General features: G+C 57.5%; 28 protein-coding genes. 14 read left to right on the forward strand and 14 right to left on the reverse strand.

Annotated features, from left to right (window positions below; genetic code table 11):
- Positions 1–22 precede the first annotated feature (22 nt).
- The 3 genes from psb28 to SynA1560_RS08610 are packed head-to-tail and all read left to right on the forward strand — an operon-like array spanning position 23 to position 2,486.
- Complete coding sequence (psb28, locus tag SynA1560_RS08600; RefSeq protein ID WP_186468916.1) at positions 23–412, forward strand: photosystem II reaction center protein Psb28; 390 nt, start codon at positions 23–25, stop codon at positions 410–412.
- Positions 409–1,488 carry an AI-2E family transporter gene (locus tag SynA1560_RS08605; RefSeq protein WP_186468917.1) on the forward strand — a complete coding sequence of 360 codons (1,080 nt, stop codon included), beginning with the start codon at positions 409–411 and terminating at the stop codon, positions 1,486–1,488. The genes psb28 and SynA1560_RS08605 overlap by 4 nt, the downstream gene beginning before the upstream one ends.
- Positions 1,485–2,486: an AI-2E family transporter gene (locus SynA1560_RS08610; protein WP_186468918.1), complete on the forward strand. Its 1,002-nt coding sequence runs from the start codon at positions 1,485–1,487 to the stop codon at positions 2,484–2,486. Before SynA1560_RS08605 ends, SynA1560_RS08610 begins: the two co-directional genes overlap by 4 nt.
- Before the next feature lie 5 nt (positions 2,487–2,491).
- On the opposite strand, the gene SynA1560_RS08615 is transcribed toward SynA1560_RS08610, so the two are convergent.
- Entirely contained in the window at positions 2,492–2,974 is a 483-nt protein-coding gene (locus SynA1560_RS08615; protein ID WP_186468919.1) for a flavin reductase family protein, read from the reverse strand.
- Between the two features lie 117 nt (positions 2,975–3,091).
- Here SynA1560_RS08615 and SynA1560_RS08620 point away from each other — a divergent pair, with 117 nt between their 5' ends.
- Positions 3,092–3,709: a hypothetical protein gene (locus tag SynA1560_RS08620; protein ID WP_186500151.1), complete on the forward strand. Its 618-nt coding sequence runs from the start codon at positions 3,092–3,094 to the stop codon at positions 3,707–3,709.
- Here the strand turns inward: SynA1560_RS08620 and SynA1560_RS08625 are convergent.
- The 7 genes from SynA1560_RS08625 to rsmA form a co-directional block, all read right to left on the reverse strand.
- Positions 3,681–3,935 carry a hypothetical protein gene (locus tag SynA1560_RS08625; protein WP_370523142.1) on the reverse strand — a complete coding sequence of 85 codons (255 nt, stop codon included), beginning with the start codon at positions 3,933–3,935 and terminating at the stop codon, positions 3,681–3,683. The genes SynA1560_RS08620 and SynA1560_RS08625 overlap by 29 nt on opposite strands.
- Positions 3,928–4,926, reverse strand: coding sequence for a protein translocase subunit SecF (gene secF / locus SynA1560_RS08630; RefSeq protein WP_186500152.1), 999 nt, complete (start codon positions 4,924–4,926; stop codon positions 3,928–3,930). The genes SynA1560_RS08625 and secF overlap by 8 nt, the downstream gene beginning before the upstream one ends.
- A gap of 3 nt (positions 4,927–4,929) precedes the next feature.
- On the reverse strand, positions 4,930–6,402 hold the full coding sequence (secD, locus tag SynA1560_RS08635; RefSeq protein ID WP_186500153.1) for a protein translocase subunit SecD: 1,473 nt from the start codon (positions 6,400–6,402) through the stop codon (positions 4,930–4,932).
- 3 nt (positions 6,403–6,405) lie between these two features.
- Entirely contained in the window at positions 6,406–7,389 is a 984-nt protein-coding gene (locus SynA1560_RS08640; RefSeq protein WP_186468923.1) for an alpha-ketoacid dehydrogenase subunit beta, read from the reverse strand.
- 182 nt (positions 7,390–7,571) lie between these two features.
- Complete coding sequence (locus tag SynA1560_RS08645) at positions 7,572–7,877, reverse strand: DUF3082 domain-containing protein (protein ID WP_186468924.1); 306 nt, start codon at positions 7,875–7,877, stop codon at positions 7,572–7,574.
- A complete protein-coding gene (ispE, locus tag SynA1560_RS08650; protein ID WP_186500155.1) occupies positions 7,874–8,806 on the reverse strand; it encodes a 4-(cytidine 5'-diphospho)-2-C-methyl-D-erythritol kinase in 933 nt (310 codons plus the stop codon). Before ispE ends, SynA1560_RS08645 begins: the two co-directional genes overlap by 4 nt.
- Positions 8,803–9,645 carry a 16S rRNA (adenine(1518)-N(6)/adenine(1519)-N(6))-dimethyltransferase RsmA gene (gene rsmA, locus SynA1560_RS08655; protein WP_186500157.1) on the reverse strand — a complete coding sequence of 281 codons (843 nt, stop codon included), beginning with the start codon at positions 9,643–9,645 and terminating at the stop codon, positions 8,803–8,805. The genes ispE and rsmA overlap by 4 nt, the downstream gene beginning before the upstream one ends.
- A gap of 81 nt (positions 9,646–9,726) precedes the next feature.
- Between rsmA and SynA1560_RS08660 the strand changes: the two genes are divergently transcribed.
- Complete coding sequence (locus tag SynA1560_RS08660) at positions 9,727–10,368, forward strand: uridine kinase (protein WP_255476894.1); 642 nt, start codon at positions 9,727–9,729, stop codon at positions 10,366–10,368.
- 1,265 nt (positions 10,369–11,633) lie between these two features.
- Here the strand turns inward: SynA1560_RS08660 and SynA1560_RS08665 are convergent.
- Positions 11,634–12,032, reverse strand: a complete 399-nt coding sequence (locus SynA1560_RS08665) for a YraN family protein (RefSeq protein ID WP_255476896.1) — start codon at positions 12,030–12,032, stop codon at positions 11,634–11,636.
- A 234-nt stretch (positions 12,033–12,266) separates the two neighbouring features.
- Between SynA1560_RS08665 and SynA1560_RS08670 the strand changes: the two genes are divergently transcribed.
- The 5 genes from SynA1560_RS08670 to SynA1560_RS08690 all read left to right on the forward strand — a co-directional run bounded on the left by SynA1560_RS08670 (position 12,267) and on the right by SynA1560_RS08690 (position 15,874).
- Complete coding sequence (locus SynA1560_RS08670) at positions 12,267–12,743, forward strand: pentapeptide repeat-containing protein (RefSeq protein ID WP_186468927.1); 477 nt, start codon at positions 12,267–12,269, stop codon at positions 12,741–12,743.
- A complete protein-coding gene (locus SynA1560_RS08675; protein WP_186500159.1) occupies positions 12,743–13,186 on the forward strand; it encodes a hypothetical protein in 444 nt (147 codons plus the stop codon). The genes SynA1560_RS08670 and SynA1560_RS08675 overlap by 1 nt, the downstream gene beginning before the upstream one ends.
- Before the next feature lie 40 nt (positions 13,187–13,226).
- The gene (locus SynA1560_RS08680; protein WP_186500160.1) at positions 13,227–13,661 is read left to right on the forward strand and encodes a 23S rRNA (pseudouridine(1915)-N(3))-methyltransferase RlmH; all 435 of its coding nucleotides are present in this window, start codon (positions 13,227–13,229) and stop codon (positions 13,659–13,661) included.
- 44 nt (positions 13,662–13,705) lie between these two features.
- A complete protein-coding gene (locus tag SynA1560_RS08685; protein WP_186500162.1) occupies positions 13,706–14,092 on the forward strand; it encodes a hypothetical protein in 387 nt (128 codons plus the stop codon).
- 396 nt (positions 14,093–14,488) lie between these two features.
- Entirely contained in the window at positions 14,489–15,874 is a 1,386-nt protein-coding gene (locus tag SynA1560_RS08690) for a hypothetical protein (protein WP_186500164.1), read from the forward strand.
- A 338-nt stretch (positions 15,875–16,212) separates the two neighbouring features.
- Here the strand turns inward: SynA1560_RS08690 and SynA1560_RS08695 are convergent, their stop codons facing one another.
- A complete protein-coding gene (locus SynA1560_RS08695) occupies positions 16,213–16,602 on the reverse strand; it encodes a hypothetical protein (protein ID WP_186500166.1) in 390 nt (129 codons plus the stop codon).
- A gap of 100 nt (positions 16,603–16,702) precedes the next feature.
- On the opposite strand from SynA1560_RS08695, the gene SynA1560_RS08700 reads away from it, so the two are divergent.
- The 4 genes from SynA1560_RS08700 to SynA1560_RS08715 are packed head-to-tail and all read left to right on the forward strand — an operon-like array spanning position 16,703 to position 20,143.
- Entirely contained in the window at positions 16,703–17,413 is a 711-nt protein-coding gene (locus SynA1560_RS08700; protein WP_186468932.1) for an SGNH/GDSL hydrolase family protein, read from the forward strand.
- 49 nt (positions 17,414–17,462) lie between these two features.
- The gene (locus SynA1560_RS08705; RefSeq protein WP_186468933.1) at positions 17,463–17,906 is read left to right on the forward strand and encodes a LexA family transcriptional regulator; all 444 of its coding nucleotides are present in this window, start codon (positions 17,463–17,465) and stop codon (positions 17,904–17,906) included.
- Between the two features lie 5 nt (positions 17,907–17,911).
- A complete protein-coding gene (locus SynA1560_RS08710; RefSeq protein WP_186500168.1) occupies positions 17,912–19,186 on the forward strand; it encodes a Y-family DNA polymerase in 1,275 nt (424 codons plus the stop codon).
- 36 nt (positions 19,187–19,222) lie between these two features.
- Positions 19,223–20,143 carry a DUF481 domain-containing protein gene (locus tag SynA1560_RS08715; protein WP_186500169.1) on the forward strand — a complete coding sequence of 307 codons (921 nt, stop codon included), beginning with the start codon at positions 19,223–19,225 and terminating at the stop codon, positions 20,141–20,143.
- Between the two features lie 17 nt (positions 20,144–20,160).
- Here the strand turns inward: SynA1560_RS08715 and SynA1560_RS13820 are convergent, their stop codons facing one another.
- From SynA1560_RS13820 to SynA1560_RS08730, 4 genes are all read right to left on the reverse strand, one after another.
- The gene (locus tag SynA1560_RS13820) at positions 20,161–20,289 is read right to left on the reverse strand and encodes a hypothetical protein (protein ID WP_255443022.1); all 129 of its coding nucleotides are present in this window, start codon (positions 20,287–20,289) and stop codon (positions 20,161–20,163) included.
- A 152-nt stretch (positions 20,290–20,441) separates the two neighbouring features.
- Positions 20,442–20,621, reverse strand: a complete 180-nt coding sequence (locus SynA1560_RS08720) for a hypothetical protein (protein ID WP_186468936.1) — start codon at positions 20,619–20,621, stop codon at positions 20,442–20,444.
- A gap of 71 nt (positions 20,622–20,692) precedes the next feature.
- Positions 20,693–20,989 carry a hypothetical protein gene (locus SynA1560_RS08725; RefSeq protein WP_186468937.1) on the reverse strand — a complete coding sequence of 99 codons (297 nt, stop codon included), beginning with the start codon at positions 20,987–20,989 and terminating at the stop codon, positions 20,693–20,695.
- Positions 20,989–21,246, reverse strand: a complete 258-nt coding sequence (locus SynA1560_RS08730) for a hypothetical protein (RefSeq protein WP_186471123.1) — start codon at positions 21,244–21,246, stop codon at positions 20,989–20,991. The genes SynA1560_RS08725 and SynA1560_RS08730 overlap by 1 nt, the downstream gene beginning before the upstream one ends.
- Positions 21,247–21,355: the final 109 nt, after the last annotated feature.

Raw genomic sequence — 21,355 nt, forward strand, 5'->3', positions numbered from 1 at the left:
CCACCCTCAAAGCGGTTGAACCATGGCAGAAGGCGACAAGGCGGCGATTCAGTTCTTCCGTGGAACCGACGAGCCCGTTGTTCCCGATATCCGGATGACCCGCAGTCGGGACGGTCGCACCGGACAGGCCACGTTCGTGTTTGAACAGCCCGAGGCTCTTGCTCCAGAGACCCTGGGAAATATTGCTGGAATGTGGATGGTGGATGAGGAAGGTGAGATGGTCACCCGCGAAGTGAATGGACGCTTCGTGAACGGCAAGCCCTTTGCCCTCGAAGCCACCTACACCTGGAAGAGCGAAGTGGATTTCGAGCGTTTCATGCGTTTCGCTCAAAGGTATGCAGATGCGAACGGAATGGGTTATTCCCAGAACAACGGCGAGAATGCGGCGAGCGAAGAAAGCTCTGACGGTTGAAATTTCAGCACTGGCTCGGACTGGCGGCGCTGCTGACATCCGGGCTTTTGCTCTGGAACCTGCGTGAGGTTCTGATTCATCTGTTCGCAGCGGTGGTGCTTTCAATGGCGCTCTGCACCCTCGTGGGTGCGCTGCGCCAGCGCTGGAGCATGAGTCGGCCGCTGGCCTTGGTCCTCTGCCTGGGTGGACTTCTGGTGGTTGTTGGCGTCGCTGTATCGGTGATCATTCCGCCTTTCTTCAGTCAGTTTCAGCAGCTGATCCAGCAGCTTCCGGCAGCTGCTCGGGAACTTCAGCAGATCGTGATGGGCTGGATCAGCAATGCGTCCGCCCTGGTCTCTGGCACGGGTTTCAACAACGGATCCAGCTCCTCGTCCATCTCCGGTGGCCTGACAGCGCTACCGAACAGCAGTGCCTTGGCATCGGGCGTCAGCGGCGGGCTTAAAGGACTGCTTGGCCTTGCTGGCAATCTCGGCAGCGGACTTGTTCAGATGCTGTTCGTGATCGCCGTGGCCCTGATGGTGGCGATCCAACCAGAGGCTTATCGCCATGTGGCCATCCTGATGGTGCCGTCGTTCTATCGACGGCGGGCCCGGTCAATTTTTGCGCAGTGTGGCGAAGCGCTGAGCAGTTGGATGATCGGGGTGCTGATCAGTTCCCTTTGCGTGGCCGTGCTGGCCGGCATCGGACTGTCCCTTCTCGGCGTGAAATTGGTGATGGCCAACGCACTACTGGCCGGACTGCTGAATGTCATTCCCAACGTGGGACCAACCCTGAGCACGGTCTTCCCCATGTCTGTGGCATTACTCGATGCCCCTTGGAAAGCGCTCGCAGTGCTTGGGCTTTATGTGGTGATTCAGAACATCGAGAGCTACGTGATCACTCCATCGGTCATGCAGCACCAAGTGAATCTTCTCCCCGGCCTGACCCTCACCGCCCAGTTCATTTTCACGGTGCTGTTCGGTCCCTTGGGCCTCCTGATGGCTTTACCGCTGGCGGTGGTCATGCAGGTGCTGATCCGGGAAATCGTCATCCATGACGTTCTGGATCCCTGGAAGAAGCGTCGGGCGATGGCATGAATCCACGCAATCTGCTGATCACGCTCAGCCTGATCGTCTTAGCACTGCTGATCTGGCAGCTGCGCTGGGTCCTGTTGGTGCTCTTCGGCGCCGTGGTGCTGGCGGTGGCTCTCGATGTTCCAGTTCGGCATTTGATCGTGCGCTGGAGAATTCCCCGCCCGTTGGCCCTGCTGATCGTGCTGCTGGCGGTTCTGATGGCTGGACTGGTGATTGTGCAGGTGCTGTTGCCTCAACTGTTCACCCAGTTCGAGCAGCTCACGACGCTGCTGCCTTCTCTGTTCGCCAAATTCCGCACCTTGCTGGCCAGCCAGCCGCTCTTCGCCGATTTGGAAAGCAATCTGCCGGATCAATTCAGCTGGGAGCGAATCCAACCTGTTGGTTTCCAACTGCTTGGGGTGGCAGGCGGAGCCGCCAATGGCGTGGTCCAGGTGATGTTGATGAGCCTGCTGGCTGTGCTGCTGGCGCTTGACCCGTCATCGCACCGACGCATGGTGATTGCACTCACGCCTCGCCCAGCGAGAGCCTCGATGGCAGCATTACTCGATCAGTGCCGCAAAGCGCTGGGTGGATGGTTGGCCGGCATGACACTTTCGGCCTCCGCAGTGTTTCTGCTGACGTGGGCAGGCCTCGGTGCCCTTGGGGTGCCTCTAGCTCTGCTCAGTGCCCTGGTGTGCGGCTTGCTGACCTTCGTTCCCACGATCGGACCGACGGCCGCAACCCTGCTGCCGATGGGCGTCGCCCTGCTGATCTCACCGGGCTTGATGCTGCAGGTGCTGGTGCTGCGTCTGGTGCTTCAAAACCTCGAAGCGTTTGTGCTGACCCCGCTGCTGTTAAGACGAACGGTGAATCTGCTGCCGACCATTGCACTGACCTCCCAGCTGAGCCTTGGCGCTCTGCTGGGACTGCCCGGAGTGCTGCTGGCACTGCCATTGGTGGTTGTGCTTCAAGTGGGAATTGAGCAGGTGGTGGTCCGAGACGTCATGGACCACTGGACCTGACCCATTCAGCCGCCGTATTGCCAGCCGGTGGAGCTGAGTTCAAGGGCATCACCATCGCGGTGAAGAACGGCTGATTTGACCTCCCCCACAAACACGGTGTGGTCACCATGGGCAACCTCGCCCACCAGTTCACACTCCACACCGCCAAGTGCATCCTTAAGGATCGGCAGCCCCATCGATCCCAGTTCGAACGGTGCAGCTTCAAAACGGCCACCGACCGCCGCTTGCGGTTTAAAAAACGTCGCCGCAAGATTCTTCTGGTCAGCAGCCAAAACATTGAGGGAGAAACGACGCGTGCGCTGGATCATCCCGTTACTGGTGCTGTCAGCCCGCACTCCCATCACCACCAGTGGTGGCTCGAAGGATCCCTGCGTGACCCAGCTGGCCGTAAACCCGTTCACCGCGTCGCCCTCAGCGACGCCACAGATGAACAGACCATGGGGAATCTTGCGCAGAAGTGTTTTCTTGGCATCCAAATCCAGAGCCATGGGGGTCTATTTCGATGATGTGGCAAGCCTACGAACATCCCCAACACGGGGCTGCAGGCAGCGGGGGCGGACATCCGTAACTGACTGCTAACTTTCGCCTGTTCTGGATTGAACGCCTTGGAGCGGCCCTCATCCCTGGCTGTCTTTGCCACGGTTGCCGCCAGCGGCAGCGTCGGTCTGCTGATCTACGCGGGCTTTTTCTATACCAATCTGAGCCGCGTCAGCACCGGCAGCGAGGGTGAAGCGGTCTCACCTGTTTTCGACACGCAACAGCAGGCGCAACAGGAAGTCGATCGGTGGATCCAAGACGGTGGGACCTATACCGTGACCAAAACCCAGAGGATTCAACGCTCCGTCCCTCTGACGCCCCAGGAGCGTCGCAAGCTTGAATTGCTGGCAGATGAACAGCGAAGAGCCAAAATTGAAGCGTCCTATGAAGCCTGCTTAAACGAAGCTGCAAGCGATCTCGCGAAAGAGCTGTGCTCGTTCCAGCAGACACCTGACATTGCCGGTTCGGCGATACCTGGTCTGAACGCCGCCAGTGAGATCCCCAACACCAAGGTGATCGAAACGCTCCGCGTGGAACGCAAAGATCACCCCAGACGAACCTGCACGCTGGTGCAGGACTACCGCCGCTTCAACTGCGTTGAGTTCGAGGTGCGTGCAGGAGCTGAAGTTGAAGCTGATCAGCAGAGCAATCTCGCCATCAAGGCTTACCGGCAGTTCCGCTTCTGACCATTCGAGAGCGGTTGGTGCCGTAATGGCTCCAGAGCGATGGCTGCAGCACCAGCACCACCACAGCCAACAGGTGATGTCGCACAGCGAAGATCAGTGAGGTGATCGTGAGTTGATCAGCCAACAGACGCAGTTCTGTTCTGAGATCGACCAAAGCCAGAATCAACAACAGCAATGGAATCCACCGCTGAGGGGCTTTCCTTGCTGAAGCGACGGGCTCAGGCACTGGCGGCAGCGCTGGTGCGTGAAGGCCACAGGCTCAACAACGAAGGAGCCAGGGCAATGCTGGACCAGCTTCCAACCACGACACCGAGCGCTAGAGCAATCGCGAACCAGAACAAGGTGGACCCGCCAAAGAAGATCAAGGCCAACAAGGGCAGCAACGTGGTGCCGCTGGTGTACAGCGTTCGAGTGAGTGTCGCGGAGACCGCTCGATCGACTTGGACCGTGAGCGGTCGGTCGGCATCGTCGCGTTGACGCTCTCGAATCCTGTCGAACACCACAACGGTGTCATTGACCGAATAGCCAGCGATAGTCAACAACGCCACGGCGAACAAACTGTCGACCTCCAATCCATTGGTGAGACCGAGCCAAGCGAACACCCCGCAAACGATCACAACGTCGTGCGCCAGGGCGACGAGAGCCAAGAACGCGAAACGACGGTCGTAGCGAACCGAGATGTAGAGAGCAATACCGGCAAAGGCCACCAGAAGGGAAATCAGACTGCTGCGCAACAGCTGACCACCCAGGCTGGGACCAATGGTGTCCACGGACTGACCGCCCGAGAGGAATGGACCTGCGACAGGCTCCATCGCCGTGATCACAGCCTGACCCTGCTCCGCAGACAGGGCTGGCATGCGCAGCACCAGCGATTCGCCTCCATCGAGCAGCTGCACCCTGGCGGTATCCAGCTTGGGAACAGACGTTTGAGCATCTTCGGCCGGCAACTTGATCTGCTGAAGCACCGATTCCACATCAGGCGTTTTGAGCTGGTCGCAGCGATCACCGCATTGCCGTTCCAACTGGATCTGGGTGCCGCCAGTGAAATCGAGCCCAGGCCTGAGGGGGAACCCAATCTGGGAATCGGTCCAGCTCAGGATGATTCCCAACAGGCTGAACAGGAGAACGACGGCGGACACGATCCAGACCTGTCGTCGACGGCTCGTGAGTGGAAAACGAAGGGGACGCTCGTCAGCGCCTGAAGACGTGATGGGCATGGGTCAGGACGCGGTCGTGGGCAGTTGCCGTGCAGGCAGGAAATTGGTCGGGCGCCGCAGGCCCTGGTAACCCATCAGGAAGCGCAGAAGCGTGCGCGTGCAGGTGAGGGCGGTGAACAGACTCAGCAACACACCGATGCCAAGGGTTGCGGCGAAACCCTTCACAAGTCCGGTCCCGAGGAAGAACAAGGCGGCACAGCTGATCAGGGTGGTGAGATGGCCATCAACGATGGAGGAAAAGGCCGTGGCAAATCCGGTTTCGATGGACCGGATCAAGGTGTTGCCACGTCTGAGCTCGTCCTTGATGCGCTCGAAGATGAGCACATTGGCGTCAACGGCCATGCCGATGCTGAGAATGAAACCGGCGATTCCCGGCAGGGTGAGCGTCACAGGAATCAAGGCATAAACCGCCAGGTTGAACAGCGCGTACAGGCTCAGTGCCACCACAGCCACAAATCCGGCCAATCGATAGACGAGCAGCATGAACAGGCCCACCAGCACCAGGCCAGACAGTGCCGCAATCAGGCTTCGACGCACATTCTCAGCACCGAGCGAGGGTCCGATCGTGCGCACCTCGAGAATGTCGACCGGGAGTGGTAATGAGCCGCCACGAAGCTGAACTTCGAGATCACGCGCTTCCTCTGCGGTGAAGTTGCCCGTGATCGATGCGGTCCCTCCGGAGATGCCTGCGGCCTTGTACTGGGGTCCAACCGTGGCTTCACTGATTGGAACACCGTCGAGAACAATGCCCAGCAGCCGCCCCGTTCCGGCAATCGACTTGGTGAGGTCAGCGAATTTCTCGCCTCCTTCTGCGTTGAAGTTAAGCGTCACCTCCCAACCGGGGCTGTTCTGCTGCTGCTGACGTCCAGCACTGATCAGATCCTTGCCAGTCAGATCGGTCGTTTCGAAGCGATCGGCAATCTCTCGATTGGTTCGCTCCAGGAGCTGCTCCAGTTGGTCCTGTTCAGATGCAGCAGTGCCCTCGAGGCCCAATTCTTTCTGAACCCGATCCAGTACCTCCTGGTCGAGGCCCTCATCGTCTGCACCTTCGGTGATTGAGCGTGCGGCGAGAACACTGCGCAGCTGGCCCCGCAGCTGCCTCAGGCTCTGCACTTCGTCTTCGGTACCAGGCGTCTGCGCGCGGAATTCCAACAGGGCTGTGGTTCCCAGCACCCGCGCAGCACGCGTGGGATCGGTCACCCCAGGCAACTGAAGAACCAGTTGGTTCTCGCCGACGGTCTGCAAGGTGGATTCCGCCACGCCCAGTCCATTGACCCGTCGGTCGAGCACCGCTTTAACCGCTTCCAGCTGTTCGGAGCGCACCTTGGTGATCTCACCTGAAGGCTGCACCTCAAGGGTGAGCTGACTCCCACCGCGGAGGTCCAAACCGAGCTGAAGCGGAAAACTCGACAGCACCGCCATTGAGGCGATTGCCAACGCCAGGATGAGGGCAAACCAGCCCTGTTGTCGGGCCATGAATCAGAGCCCCTGGCGCACGATGGTCTGAGCCGCGTCCACAATCTGGTGCGGCTGGATGATCGTCAGATTCTCCAAATTGCCGTTGTAAGGGGTTGGAATGTCTTGGCTGGACAAACGCACCGGACGGGCATCGAGATCATCGAAGCAATGCTCGGTGATCAAAGCGATCAGCTCCGCTCCGATTCCACCAGTTTTCATGCATTCCTCCACCACAATCACTTTGTGGGTCTTTCGAATGGAACGGGCGATCGTCTCCATATCGAAGGGTTTGAGGCTGATCAGATCAATCAACTCAGCTTGAATCCCATCCGCTTCCAGCTGCTCGACGGCCTTCAAGCAATGGTGACGCATGCGTGAGTAGGTCAGGATTGTGACGTCACTCCCCTCTTTCACCAAGTCGGCCTGGTCTAGGGCGCAGGTGTAATCACCGTCTGGCAATTCTTCAGTGAGGTTGTAAAGCAGAACGTGCTCGAAGAAGAGCACGGGATTGTTGTCACGAATCGCGGCCTTCATAAGGCCCTTGGCATTGGTCGGCGTGCTGCAGGCAACAATCTTGATCCCGGGCACTGCGTGGAAGTATGCCTCCAGCCGTTGGCTGTGCTCAGCACCCAATTGCCGACCCACACCACCCGGGCCACGCACCACCGTAGGAATCGTGAAATTGCCGCCGCTTGTGTAACGCAGCATCCCCATGTTGTTGGAGATCTGATTGAAGGCGAGGAGCAAGAAGCCCATATTCATGCCTTCAACGATGGGCCGCAGGCCCGTCATGGCAGCGCCGACGGCCATCCCGGTGAAACTGTTCTCCGCAATCGGAGTGTCCAGCACTCGGAGTTCGCCGTACTTCTCGTAGAGATCCTTGGTGACTTTGTAGGAGCCGCCGTAATGGCCGACGTCCTCACCCATCACACAAACATGCGGATCACGGGCCATTTCCTCATCGATGGCCTCGCGAAGTGCGTTGAAGAGAAGCGTCCCTGCCACGGCGTTGATGCAATCCCGGCCATGCCGGCGTCAGCGGCCAAGCTATCTCAGTCCAGGCGGGTTCAGCCCCCAGCAGCGAAGGTGGAGAGAAGCAGCACCGAGAGAAGCAGTCCCGGAGAGAGCAAAAGCACCAGCTGACCGAGATCGTGAAGTGTCATGGTCTGGGTTGGACACAACCCACGCTAAGTTGCGTCAGCCTCGTCTTTCGTAAAAAGACTGCGAAGAAACACCAGGAACAGGCCCAGGCCGATGAAGGCGAAACTGAAGGTGGCCAGAAAACCCATGCCGATGAACAGTGTTTTCAGGGCTGAGGCAATGCTCTGACCGATGGCATTGCTGAAGGTGGGTGGGTGCGCTGCGAAATACGCCACCAGACCTTTGCTCAATCCGAAGCTCAACCAGGCCAGGAGAAGGCTGGTGAGCGATCCGGAGAGAAAACTCAGCGGCCCCTTGCGGGGTTCATCAGTTGGCGGAGTGCTGTCGCTCATGACGCCAGCTTGACGCCGTGGGGGAGCAGAGAGCAACTCCAAGACTTGAGACCTTCAGCAGCCAAAGCAGCCTCCACCTGGTGCTTGGCCTGATCAGCCAAAGCTCGATCGGCAAACAGCGCAAAACAACTGGGACCAGAACCGCTCATCGCGACGCGCAAACGACCCGGAAGTGGATCAAGGATGTCGAGCGCCTTGCGGACAGATGGCGTCTGCGGGGCCACCACCTCCTGCAGGTCGTTGCGTAGCGGCGGTGGAGTGCTGGCCTGCAGTGGATGCAGCCATTCGGCCGCTCGAAGGAGCTGACGCCGTTGCTCGAACGCCTCCTCCCCCTTCAGATAGCGATCGGAGCGACTCTTTCGGCACTCGCCATAGGCCCAGGGCGTCGACACACTCACCGCAGGGTTCTTCACCAACAACACGCCCAGGGGCTGGCGCGCGGGAGGCAACGGTTCCAGCTGTTCACCGCGTCCGAAACAGAGCTGAGTACCACCTGCCACGCAGAAGGGCATATCCGATCCCAGGTCAGCCGCCAGCGCCTCGAGTTGAGCCTGACTTTGACCCAGACCCCAGAGACGGTTCAGTGCCACCAGAGCCGCAGCACCATCACTGGACCCCCCGGCCAGACCTGCGCCAATGGGGATGCGTTTGCTCAAGTGCAGGCGGGCACCAAGCTCACCGAAACCTGAACGGGCCCGCAGAAGCTGCGCCGCACGAATGATCAGATTGTCGTCACCACAACTCAGACCAGGCTGATCACAGGTCAGGGTGATGGAACCGTCTGCCGTGTTCTCACAACGGAGCTCATCCGCCAAATCGATGCTCTGCATGACCATGGCCAACTCGTGGAAGCCATCGCTTCGCAACCCGAGCACCTCGAGGTGAAGGTTGATTTTGGCCGGAGCGCTAACGCAGACCGGAGCCGTCATGAACACGACGCAGCAGAATCGGCTTGATTCAAACCCCTGGCCAGAGCCACCCAGCACTGGGGGGCCACTTCCTGAGGTCGCTGCTGAAGATCGATGCCTGCTGCGGCCGCCAGCTCCTGCAGTCGGTCGTGCGGCAGCACCCCTCCCAGAGTGTTCCTAAGCATCTTGCGGCGCGCCAGAAAAGCCTGCTTCAGCAGAGTTTCCACCCGACGACACAACTCAGGAGCAGGACGCTGATCCGCAGGCAGAGGCTCCAAGCGGATTACTTCCGACTGCACTTTCGGCGGCGGTTGGAAACAACGGGGAGGAACTGGACAGATGCTTGCGCAGCGCGCCAACAGTTGCATGCGCACGCTGAGCGCACTGAAACTGGTATGTCCGGGACGAGCACGAATCCGTTGGGCGACTTCCTGTTGCACCAGCAACACCAACGATCTGTACGGAGGATCAACTGGACGATCCAACCGACCGATCAACCGCTCCAAGAGTGGACCAGTGATGTTGTAAGGGATGTTGGCCACCACCTTGGAGGCCCGTCCACCGTCAGGGAACGTGAGGGGATCTTGGAGCACATCGCCTTCGCGCAACGAAAAGCGCGGATCTGCGCCAAAGCGCTCCTGAAGACCACTGACCAGATCACGATCCAGCTCAACAGCATGAACAGCGGCCGCTTCGCTACGCAGCAGTCGCTCCGTCAGCGCACCACGTCCTGGACCCACCTCCAAGACACGGTCTTCCTCATGAAGGTCAGCAGCGGAAAGAATGCTGTCCAGCACACGTTCATCACGCAGCCAGTGCTGACCGAAGCGTTTGCGGGCGGTGTGTCCTCCGAAGCTCATGCGATTTGCGCCACAAAATCACTGTGCCCCAGCGAGGCTCTGAACACGTGATGATGAGCACATCAACGACGCAGTTCTGGGGTGAGCATCAAAATCCCACTGATCTGCATCACTGGAACCTCGGCAGCAGGCAAAACGCATTTCAGCCGATGCCTCGCCAATGCCCTGGATGAGTTGGGTCACCAACCGGTGGTGATCGCTTCCGACGACTACTACCGCAAAGATTGGGTCCCAGATCCCCTCTATGGCTACGACACGATTGCCGCCATTGACACGGAAGCGCTGATCAGCGAACTGAGGGAGCTCTCTCAAGGCAACCTGCAGCGACGCCGTCGTTACGACATGGGCACCAAGGCTGTGAGTTGGACTGACGTGTCTCCGGGCTGGGACTTGGTGATCCTGGAGGGTGCTTTTGGCCCACAAGTGCTGTTGGAACGCATGCCTCCAGATCTTCTGGTTTATGTCGAAACATCGTTGACGCTTCGGATTCTGCGTCGATTGCTGCGAGACACACGCGAACGGAATCGATCAATTGTCTCAATTCTGAACCAAACGTTGAACAACATGATTCCAGGCGAGCGAGATTTTATTCAGCCTTTAAAGCAGCACGCTGATGTGATCATCCACAATCCGAAACGAGATCTACAAACGGTGATCCATCGTTGGACAAGCCAGACAAAGTCACGTCAATCAGCCATCCGTGACGCGCGCAAAAGCGAGTGAGGGCAATGACATTTCGAAAATCAAAAGCTTCAAAGCCCAGACAGGCAGCACTTCAACCTGATACAACAGATCGGCACTTGCGAGACGATCACAGCGTTGAAGATGGCTTTCGCAATTAACATCAAACCGTTGAAAGTACAGCTCCCTGCCCTGAATAGGTCATCGCCAAGGCGTGGCGCCAGTGACCAAGGCGATCGATGTCACGCGATGACACGTCAAGGTTTGCCCTTGGCATGTTGAAGCTACCCAAAGACGCCTTAGGAGGGCCACGCAAGTCGAACGACAAAAACGCATCGGATTGAAGAGTGTGTGATTGTGCCGTTAAAGCCATCGCTCAACGGCAACAGCACCATGACCGCAACGCACCGCCAGACAAGTGAGTCCAATCAAGGAGCAGTGTGATCCTGATCACAACCCTGCTTAGGACAAGCACCACTCAACAGCAGCCGAATCAATGAGCCGCCAAACGACCGGCAACTCGGATCAAATGTTATTAGAGAGTGATAATGGATAGATGAAAGATTGGGCAATCGTTTTGAATTCCAAAGAAATTTGCTCTTCGTTAGCAAATTTTTGCCCTCACGTCAATTCAGGGATAAGCGAGAATGGATCAAAATAATAATCTGATTAGTCTTGATCCGAGGGATGCGGGTGCGCAGGAAGGCTTACTTTATAGAGCGTATCCGTCACTGGTTTCCATGCCACCAAGTGACAGGAGTCAATGCAATGAGAGTCAAGACACTCCCAGATACCCTGTCCTGCAAGAACAGACCGAGACCAACAATCTCCTTCGCTGGCCATTTTTCTTGAGAGCTGATCTTTCCACTCAGACCACTCTATCTTTGGATAAGAAGAAACATTTTTAGAAAGAATGACAATGTCAAAATCCATTATTCAGCGGTGAGATAAACGATGAGCAGGGCAAACCCTTAACCCTTAGAGACGAGTTTAAAGGAATCCGTTTGTTGCCCCCATCCAGCCCTGCTCTCAATTGCTGCAGGCTCAACACGAGACGCAGTTGAATCACCGCCTCGACTGGCTAGCAAGCCTGGGGCAATGCCGATGATCAAGTGCGCTACGACCGCGATCATTTCAGCAGCCGTTGGGAGGTTAAAGGCTCAGGCTCAGATTCAGGCTGGATGATTTTGGCCAGTTCGAGATCCTTGCAGCTGACCAGGAGATTGTTCAGCCCTCCGCTTGCAATCACATTTAGAGATTGCAAGCAATCGGCTGGGCTGTGGTGATCGGCTCAGCCCACCATTGAGTCAATCAGGCTCCTTGCCAAGCTCGGGAACACGGATCCAGCGCACCGGCCGCGAAGCCGGTGGCAACGGCACCAACACCAGCACCACTTCAAAACCCACATGCCAGCTCCAAGGGTGCTGCGTTTGCCAACAAACCAAAGCGCGTTTCAACCGCTGCCGCTTGGTGTTGTTGAACGCCTTCAGACCCCAGCCATCCACCCCCTTCTGTTGACGGGCTTTCACTTCCACCGCGAGCAGCCGCAAGCCACTGGGTGCTGCCTTGACCATCAGTAGATCGATCTCTCCATAACGACATCGCCATCGCTCAGCACAACAGTGCCAACCATTGCGAACCAAGAGCTGCCGGGCGTGATGTTCTCCCCATCGGCCAGGGTTCCCATCCACATCCACGACGACCACTCCCGCCCAAGCGCTGACCTCAACATTCCCCGCCTATGACAGCCCAGGTCTGATTGTTGCCAGAACCCAGTCGCAGCTTGCGTTCTGGCAACTCCGTTTGAGTTTCAGCATCCTCCATGGATGCCTAAAGCGGCACGCCTTGGTTCCGCAAGCGACGTCGAGGTCTGAACACCAGAGTCCCAGCTTGCTGGGCGGTGAAGAGCCCTAGGGTTGCCGAAACGTGTTCACCTGGTGATGAGACGACAGCTGTTGGCCCCTTTGCTTGCGCTGATGCTGGTGTTCGGATTGGCGATCGCTCCGACACAGGCAGCGATGGATTACGCCAAACAGGTGTTGATTGGTGCTGATTTCTCCAATCGCGAGATGCAGGGAGTCACCTTCAACCTCACCAATCTGCGTGAAGCCGATCTCTCAGGCAGCGATCTGCAGGGCGCCAGCCTCTACGGCGCCAAGTTGCAGGATGCCGATCTCACCGGAACCAACCTCCGCGACGCCACCCTCGATTCGGCCGTGCTGGATGGCACCAACCTCACCAATGCCGTGTTGGAAGATGCTTTCGCGTTCAACACCCGATTCATCAATGTGACGATCACTGGAGCTGATTTCACCAACGTCCCTTTCCGTGGAGACGCGCTGAAAACGCTTTGCGCCGCGGCTGAAGGCACCAATCCAGTGACCGGTCGTCAGACCAGCGACACCCTCGGCTGCTAATGAGCTTCGATCCCCGCAGCCTCGAACGCCTCAGGGAACTGGGTCGCCAACTTCCCAAGGCCCTCCCCAATCCGGAGACTGAGAACAAGCCATCCACCAAGAGCAACCGCCCGAAACACAAAGTCGAGACTGAGCAGAATCCTGAGGCTTTGTTCCATGAGCTGATGAAGGTCAGCCAGGACGGAACCGTGCCGGAGCATCTGATGAGCCGATTGCGTTCCGCGGAACAGCGCCTCGAGGACGAACGTCGCCAGCGCCAGGTTTCACCACCCAGTCCGTCGACGCAGGGATCCGCAACGGGGTTGCCATCGCCACCGGCCCGATCCACAGGGAAAGGCAAGAACACGCAACCACAACGACCCAACGTCCCCGCCGGCAGCGAAGAAGACAGCCTCTATGTGGCCTTCAGCCAGTTGCTGCTGGAAGACGACGAGAGCGATTGAGGCGCTCTGATCCGTTGAAGCTCATTGCGATCGCAGCTCCATGAACCTCTCTCGATGCCGGATCATCGCCATCGGCAAGGTGCGTAAACGCTGGGTGCAAGACGGCATTGAGCTTTATCTCAAACGCCTTCCTGGACTGAGTGTGACCGAACTGCGAGACAGCACGCGCCACAAGGAAGCGGAAGCCATTCGCCAGGCCCTACGTCCGGATGAGCAACTTGTGCTGCTGATGGAACAGGGAAAAACCCTCACATCCATCGACTTTGCCCAGCGCTTAAACGACCTCGGCTCCGAACGGCTGGCGTTCGTCATCGGTGGCGCGGACGGACTGACCGATGAACTCAAAGCATCGGCGCGCTGGCAACTGAGCTTGTCGCCGATGACGTTTCCCCACGAACTGGCCCGGCTACTGTTGCTGGAGCAGCTGTATCGGGCCCAGGCGATCCTGCAGGGGAGCCCTTATCACCGGGCGTGAGGCGGATCAGCCAGCTCTGACAACGGGCGGGGGCCCGAGCACTGTTGAAACCGCACGCTTTGCACTGCCAAGACATCAATCAAACAATCAGGCCGCTCAGATCGATCGTTTCGGGCATCGTCGTCGGACCTTGTTTGATTGCAACAACAGCGACTGCCCCTACCGAGCCTGTCTGGAGTGCCTTTGGTACCGCGTTTGCGAAGGAGGCCTGTGCCTCTTACAGCAAAAACGCAAGCAAGGAGCAACGGATTGAATCCTTGGAGGCTGCCACCGTTGTCGCCATGACGGCCGATCCCGAAATCCTGAAGCTCGTAATGTCCGACGAGATCAGCGATCAGGATTCAACCGAGATGAGCATGGCCATCATGCTCGCCCTTGGGAAACAATGTCCACAAAAAATGACGGACATGGTCAACGACATGGGCGAATAATCGGCTCTTAAACGATTAAAGCTGAGACCCAACAGAAGGGCATTCCTGGCCTTGGTTTTTCTAACCATCTGTAGACAGCTAGGCCTTTCCTACTGCCGTCACCAAGATTCAACCCAATCATCACCACGACGCCACCATTGGAAATTCCAGCTGGCGACCATGGAGCATTAGCTTGCTCTTGATGCCTTCAACTGCTGAATGTCGTGACGGCATGCTGACTAGCCCGCCGGCCCTAAAGCTGAAACCATAAAGAAAAAAGCAGTCTGGGGTCTTCTAGCACCTCCCAACCAAGCAAGGAGGAATGGAAGAACTGACAGCCCAATAAAGATTAAATAAAGACTAAGGCTGCAGCAGGAGGATTGCTCCCGCTTAACGTGGATTATTGCAAGGAAGATTATGTCATTTGGCTCGTGGCTTCAAAACCTTGGAAATAAAGTAGCTTCTACTTTTAAAAAAGACGCCAACACTGTTGATGACTTTTTTAAAAGCCTAGGGCAAAATATTGCCAATGCTGAACAAACCATCGAGAAAGATATCGAGCAGGCTGTTGCTAAAGATATTGCGCCAATCATCGAAGGCATCGCAGCACTTGCTGGCCCAGGGAATGCCGAAAAAATTATTCTCAACCCCTTTAGTGTTGTTCAATCCGGTGCAGGAACCATTTTACGAAAAGATCTAACCATTCCATCGAAACCAATTAATATTAGCGCATCTGGAGATTCAAATCTCGAACCACCAATCATTACATTGACTCCCAAAATAAGCCTTGAGAGCTCCTATGATGAGGGTGAACAGCTCGCATCATTCTCTTTAGAATACGGGGGTCAATTACCCACCGTATCAAATCGCCAAATTCAAGGTGGCCTTGGCGCCAATATAAATCTTGATGCCTTTGCGAACCTTGATATTGGATTCAATCTCAAGATTGAACTCAAAGACAAGGGAACGTTCCAGCTCCCATCCATTGGCTACACGCCTGGAGACCAATCTGGAGGCAAGACAAAACAATTTTCATATCAAGAATCTGATGGCATCACATCAATTTCGGCCGGGATTGGATTTGGAGGATCCATCACTTACACATCCAACGAACCCAAAACGATCGAGCTAGACGTTTCATTAGACACATCCACCGCAATGGATACCGCCATCGTCATTGGCGCCAATTACGATCTTGGAGATAACAGCATCCGCAACATCTTTGATTTGCTATCCAATCCAGCCGGAATAAGTAAGTTAGTCAAGGGCGACCTAAAGTCTGACTTTGGTTTCTATGGAGATCCCACCTTCCAACCAGATCTTGTTCCGAAAATCAATGCTTCAGTTAGCGGGAAAACCATCGATTCAACATCAGACTCAGCCATTCGCGATGCGCTGACAGGCCTGGAGCTCGACTTTAATATCAATCCTGGCGTGACGCTTTCAGCGGGCCTCATCGCCAAAGAAGAGGGAACGGGGGTGTCGTTGGTCAGCATCAACTTGCCAATATTTCTTGAAAATGCGATTTCAATTGGATTAGACAACCAAGGAAACCCACAAATCACCGATACAATTTCCGTTGATGCTGGGATCAATCTTGAGGCTTTGGGCTTTAGCGTTGAAGACACAATCTCACTTCCAGGTTTTGTTTACGACATCGGAAGCTTAGACATCGAAATCGGCAAATTTGATCTCATTCCCACTAGCATTGCCAATACATTCATACCAAATGTCTCTGAAACATTTAATCTAGCCAATACACTATCGTTTGACGGCATCAATTTATACAATCAAAACACATAATTATTATACTTTAGTTAATTTTGTGAACTACATTTGTTAATTGTTTGGGATTAAACGCGGCTGCGGCGGCGCGATCAATCTGTTGCAACCAAAACTGTTGCAACCAAAACTTCCGTCCAATCGGTATCACAACGCCACCATTGGAAATCACCCAGCTACGCACAGGGGGCGTCAGCTGGCGAATGATCTCTGCAGCTGCAGGATGGCTTGGACCGGCTTGCTCACTAGCCAGCGAGGCGTTGGCACAGAACGCACAAAACTACAAACGCGTTGTCAAACCCGTTCAGCACGCAACGCTTAGGGCACTGTCAGGTCGACCGGCAAAGAATTGGTCTCGATCAAGCGGGCCAAGGCGTCAGGGTGACGGACTCAAATTTGGCGACGCTGATCGTCCAGGCGCGACCACAGATTGCCCGAAGGCCGCCCTGAAAGGCCTCGACGTCACCGCTGTTCAACCAAGCGGCCTTGAGCGTGGGCAGGGCTTCGGGCAGCGCATCCATCGGCAACTCCACCAGCAACAGACTCTCCACACCACAGGCCCGCTGCAACGCACCCTCGTCACTGCGTTGCCAGAGGCGAAGCAAGAGCTCCAGAGCCAGCGCATGGGCGATGGTCGTGGGCTCTGCTGCAACAGCCTCGGCAGGGAGAGAGCGGCCGGTCAGCGGAAGAGCGCGACGCCCCTCCTGCTCCATCAGCGCCAAAGCCACGAGGTACGGAGCGTCCGCCATCAAGACAACATCATTCGCCGCATCCTCCCCCGATCCCGGCCTGAATGGCAGCAGCCTTGATTCATCGCTGAACTGAGAGCGCGCCACCGCCATCCCTGCCATGACTCCAGCGCGTCAAGAGCCGAAGACGGTGCTCTGCTTCGGCGACTCGAACACCTGGGGATTCAACCCTGATGGCAGCGGTCGACTGCCCTATGCAACGCGCTGGCCGAATCAACTGGAGCGCCGCCTGAATCAAGCATCCACAGGGCCCCTCTGGCGCACGGTGGAAGACGGCTTGAATTCCCGCACCTGGCTGATGGATGACCCCATCGGTGCCGTCAGCTATGGCGCGGACTACAGCTGCAATGGACGATCCCACGTGAAGACCGCTCTGCACACCCACAAACCGATCGATGTCGTGGTGCTGGCGTTGGGCTGCAACGACTGCAAGCACTACCTCAACCTGGCGGCTGAACAGATCGCTGCCGGAGCCAGCATCCTCATTCACGACATCCGCCAGGCGGTGGATTGCGGACCGCGTGATCGCCCCGAACGCACACCCCACATCGTGCTGATGACACCGCCCTTGGTGAGGATCACGCCGCAGTCGCTGACCTGGGGGTTTGCTGGGGCTGACACGAAATCGAAGGCTGTCGCCGCGCGCTACCTGAGCCTCGCTGAGGAGCTGCAGGTGGCCAGCTTCGATGTGCAGCGCGTCGCGGCCCCCTCTCCTCTTGATGGCGTGCATTTCGACAGCGACGCCCAGTCCGCCATCGCTGACGCGCTGTCCACCTGCATTCTCCAAGGGCCGCACCAGACCCACCAATGAATTAGAACACCTGTACTATTACAGTGTTTGATTCGTGGGGTCTATTGCCATGGCGATCGATCGCCCCTGCCTGCATCCACCACAACCCCTGCGAGCACAACGGGCGCCCTTGCCGCTGCCCCTCGCCGCTGAACAGGTCGCCGCTGGCTTCCCCTCTCCAGCAGAGGACTACGTGGATGTGGGCATCGACCTCAACGATCAACTGATCCGCCATCCCACCAGCACGTTCTTTCTCCGGGTCAGCGGTGATTCCATGACCGGTGCCGGCATTCATGACGGCGATCTGCTGGTGGTAGACCGCAGCCTCAACCCTCGGCCAGGACGGGTGGTGGTGGCTGTTCTCGACGGCGGTTTCACCCTGAAGCGACTGGTGCGTCATCACGGCCGCCTGCGCCTAGAAGCGGCCAATCCCGACTACCCACCCCTGGAACTGCAGACCTGTGGTGACGTGCAGATCTGGGGGGTGGCCGTGCACGTGATCCACCCGCTCTGAACACCATGGCCCGAGTGACGGCCCTGATCGACGCCAACAACTTCTATGCCTCCTGCGAGCAAAGCCTCGACCCGGCTCTGCTCGGCCGACCGGTGGTCGTGCTCTCCAACAACGACGGCTGCATCGTGGCCCGCAGTGCTGAAGCCCGGGCTCTCGGCATCAAGATGGGAACGCCTTATTTCAAGGTGAGAAGCGATTTGGAGCGGCAAGGCGTCGTGGTGCGCAGCTCCAACTACGCCCTCTACGCCGACATGAGCCAGCGGTTGATGAGTCTGCTGGAGAGCCAGGTGGAAGACCTTGAGGTGTATTCCATCGATGAAGCCTTTGCCCAGATCAGTCGACCATCGACGCTTGATCTGCTGCCCTGGGGACGCCAGGTGCGAGCCCTGGCCCGACGCAACCTGGGGCTGCCGATCGCCATCGGCCTAGGGGCGAGCAAAGGGCAAGCGAAACTGGCGAACCGTTTGGCCAAGGTGAATCCCGGCCATGCCGGTCTCTTTGACCTGGGGCATTGCAGCGACGCAGACCGCTGGCTGGAAACGATCGACATTGAAGACGTGTGGGGCATCGGTCGAAAACTCGCCCGCTGGTGCCGAGCGCGTGGCATTCGCAATGCCCGGGAACTGCGTGACATGGCCAGCGGTCCACTTCGCGCCAAAGCGGGTGTGGTGGGGCTGCGCCTGCAACGGGAACTGCAGGGCCATGCCTGCCTGCCCCTCGATCTGGCCCCCTCTCCAAAACAGGAAACCTGCGTCAGCCGCAGTTTCAGCCAACCGATCAACTCCCTCACGGAGCTGCGTGAAGCCGTGGCCACGTATGTGGTGCGTGCAGCCGAAAAACTGCGCAAACAACGGCAGCGCGCTGCTTCGCTGAGCATTTACACCCGCACCAGTCCGTTTGTGCCCGCCTTCTACAGCCGCAGCGCCAGCATCCAGCTGGATCTGCCCAGCAATGACACGCAGACGCTGCTGCATGCTGCACTGCCCCTGGTGGAACGAATTTTTCAGCCCCATCGCCAACTCACGAAAGCCGGTGTACTGATGCAGCACCTGCAGAGCACCGACCACCTGCAGCACCACCTGCTCGTGCCCTGCAGCGACCAGGAGCAACAGCGGCGGGCAACGCTGATGCACACAATCGATGGACTCAACCGCCGCTACGGCAGAGGCACCGTGCAATGGGCAGCCTGTGGCCTACATCCCGCTTGGGGCATGCGGCGAGAACGGTTGGGGCATGCGGCCACAACGCGCCTGAGTGATGTCCCTATGGTCCAGGCGTAACAGGACAATTTGGAACGTTATGAAAAAATTTGGCCGATGTTAATAACCGGACGCGTGCTGAAAACAAGTGCACTTCTCACCGCAGGCCTGATCTGCTTGGGAGCCGCGGCCAAGGCGGAGACCGTCACACTCGAGCTGCGCAACGGCGACAAGCTTCACGGAGAACTGGTCGAAGCCGACACCACCGACAGCACGATCGTCCTGGACCATCCGGTGCTGGGACGTCTCAGCATTCCAAAAACGGCGCTGGTCCCACCGCCGCAGCACAAACCCTGGAAACTGAGCTTGTCCGGTGGCCTGTCGGGCTCCAACACCGACGATGATTTTGACAGCGGCGCAACCGGTCAACTGAGCATCAGCTACACCCAAGGAGCCGATGAGGTGGTGCTTCGGGGTAGTGCTGAATACGAAGTGTCGCGCGACAAGGGTGAAAGCAAGGCGGGCACCGACACCAATGAAGGTGATGCCGAGCTGCGCTACACCCGAGCGCTCGGCAACAGGCTGAGTGCGTATGCCGGCACACGCTTCAATTACGACACGCTGAACAAAATCGGCACCGACACCTTTGTGGGCTCCATTGGCCTGGGCTACGACCTGTTCCAAAACGACAGCACACGCTTCAGGGTGTCGCTAGGTCCATCGGTGCAGAGCACCTGGGGAGGCACAGGCTGTGAAGCAGACCCAATCTGCGGCCAGGCTTATCCAGCAACCACAGCCCGCGCCGAACTGCAGTGGAACCCCAACTCAGCACTGCGCCTGAATGTGACCAACACCTACACAGGCGCCTTCGCCGATGGCTTCAAAACCAACAACGTGTTCGCGGTTGGCCTCAAAATTTTCCCGATGGGCAACGAACGCCTGTTCACCTCGCTGAACGGTCAGTTGATCTACAACGAGTTGCAAACACCGCGCATCAACAACAGCCTGTCAATGCAGGTCGGCGTGCAACTGGACTGAGAGGCATCAACCCGGCGTTATTTCGGACGCTTGGTGAGATCACCGAAGTCATCGTCGTTGGGCTGCAGAAACTGCCAGACCACAGGGACCGTGAACACCACCATCAGCCCGATCGTGGCCCAGATGGCAACGGTGTAATCACTCATGAATCGGAGGCAGCAGTGCAAACCGTAACCAGATCGGCTCAGCACAGGCGACGACCCTTGTCGAAAACATTGGTTCAAGACAGCGGGCTCATGACGAGCTGATCACCAACAGCCGTTCTTGAACCGCCGTCAGCCCCTCAATTCAAAAGGCACTAAAACGGCTTCGGTCGTTGCACCAACGCCGCTGCAAACTCTTCCAGAGCTGCAGCTGCAACAGCAGGGTTGGCGAGGTGCTTCGACTCCCATGCCGCAACCAACGCATGCATGTCTTCCCACATGTCGACCATGGCGAGGGGATTGAACCCAGTGGGATCGGTTGGCTCACCGGTCATGAAATGGCAGCGAATCGAGATCAACCATCATGTCGACAATTCAAGACGCTGTCTGTGTTGTCAAGAGCGATCTAAGTGGGACAAACCAGCTGCACCGTCGCTGATCGGGTTGAGAGAAGCAGCACAAAGCGATCTCCATGGCTGTTCAATCCGGTCTGCTCGCGCAGCAGATCGGTGCTGGCCAAGGCAAGACCACAGGTTTCGCAGAAGAGCACAGGCACAGTCGACGCGCTGCCGCTCATGGCTTGGAGGTCCAGCGCCTGACGCACAGCACGCTGCGATCGTTCGAGCCCCAGGGTCTCTACCAGTGACGGCCAAAGGTCATTGACCGGTTCACAGGACGCGAAATCAACGGAAGAATCAGACATCAGACCGGCAGTTGTTCGATCGCCACCACAATCATCTGCGGTGTCACGGGAATCACCTCGAGGGCATCGTCGTTGTCGAGATACGCGTCGAAAGAGGCAAACCGCTCGATCCGCGGTGGGACCTCCTGACTTGCACAGGCAGCAATCCAGTCATTGTCGTCAGGCTTAACGGCCACATAAGCCTGCAACGCCTCCTGCAGATCACCGCCATCGCCGATGCCCTCGTCATTCCAGATCGCTTCAAAGAATTCGGACATCAGCGTCGCTCGACGATCGCCTTGATCATGCCCCCCGGGCCGGTCCACTGCCCCAAGACCTGGACGACAGCGATGCACGATGGTTCGGTCCAACTGGATGGGCATCCAC

Source organism: Synechococcus sp. A15-60 (genome assembly GCF_014280095.1).
Lineage (GTDB): Bacteria > Cyanobacteriota > Cyanobacteriia > PCC-6307 > Cyanobiaceae > Synechococcus_C.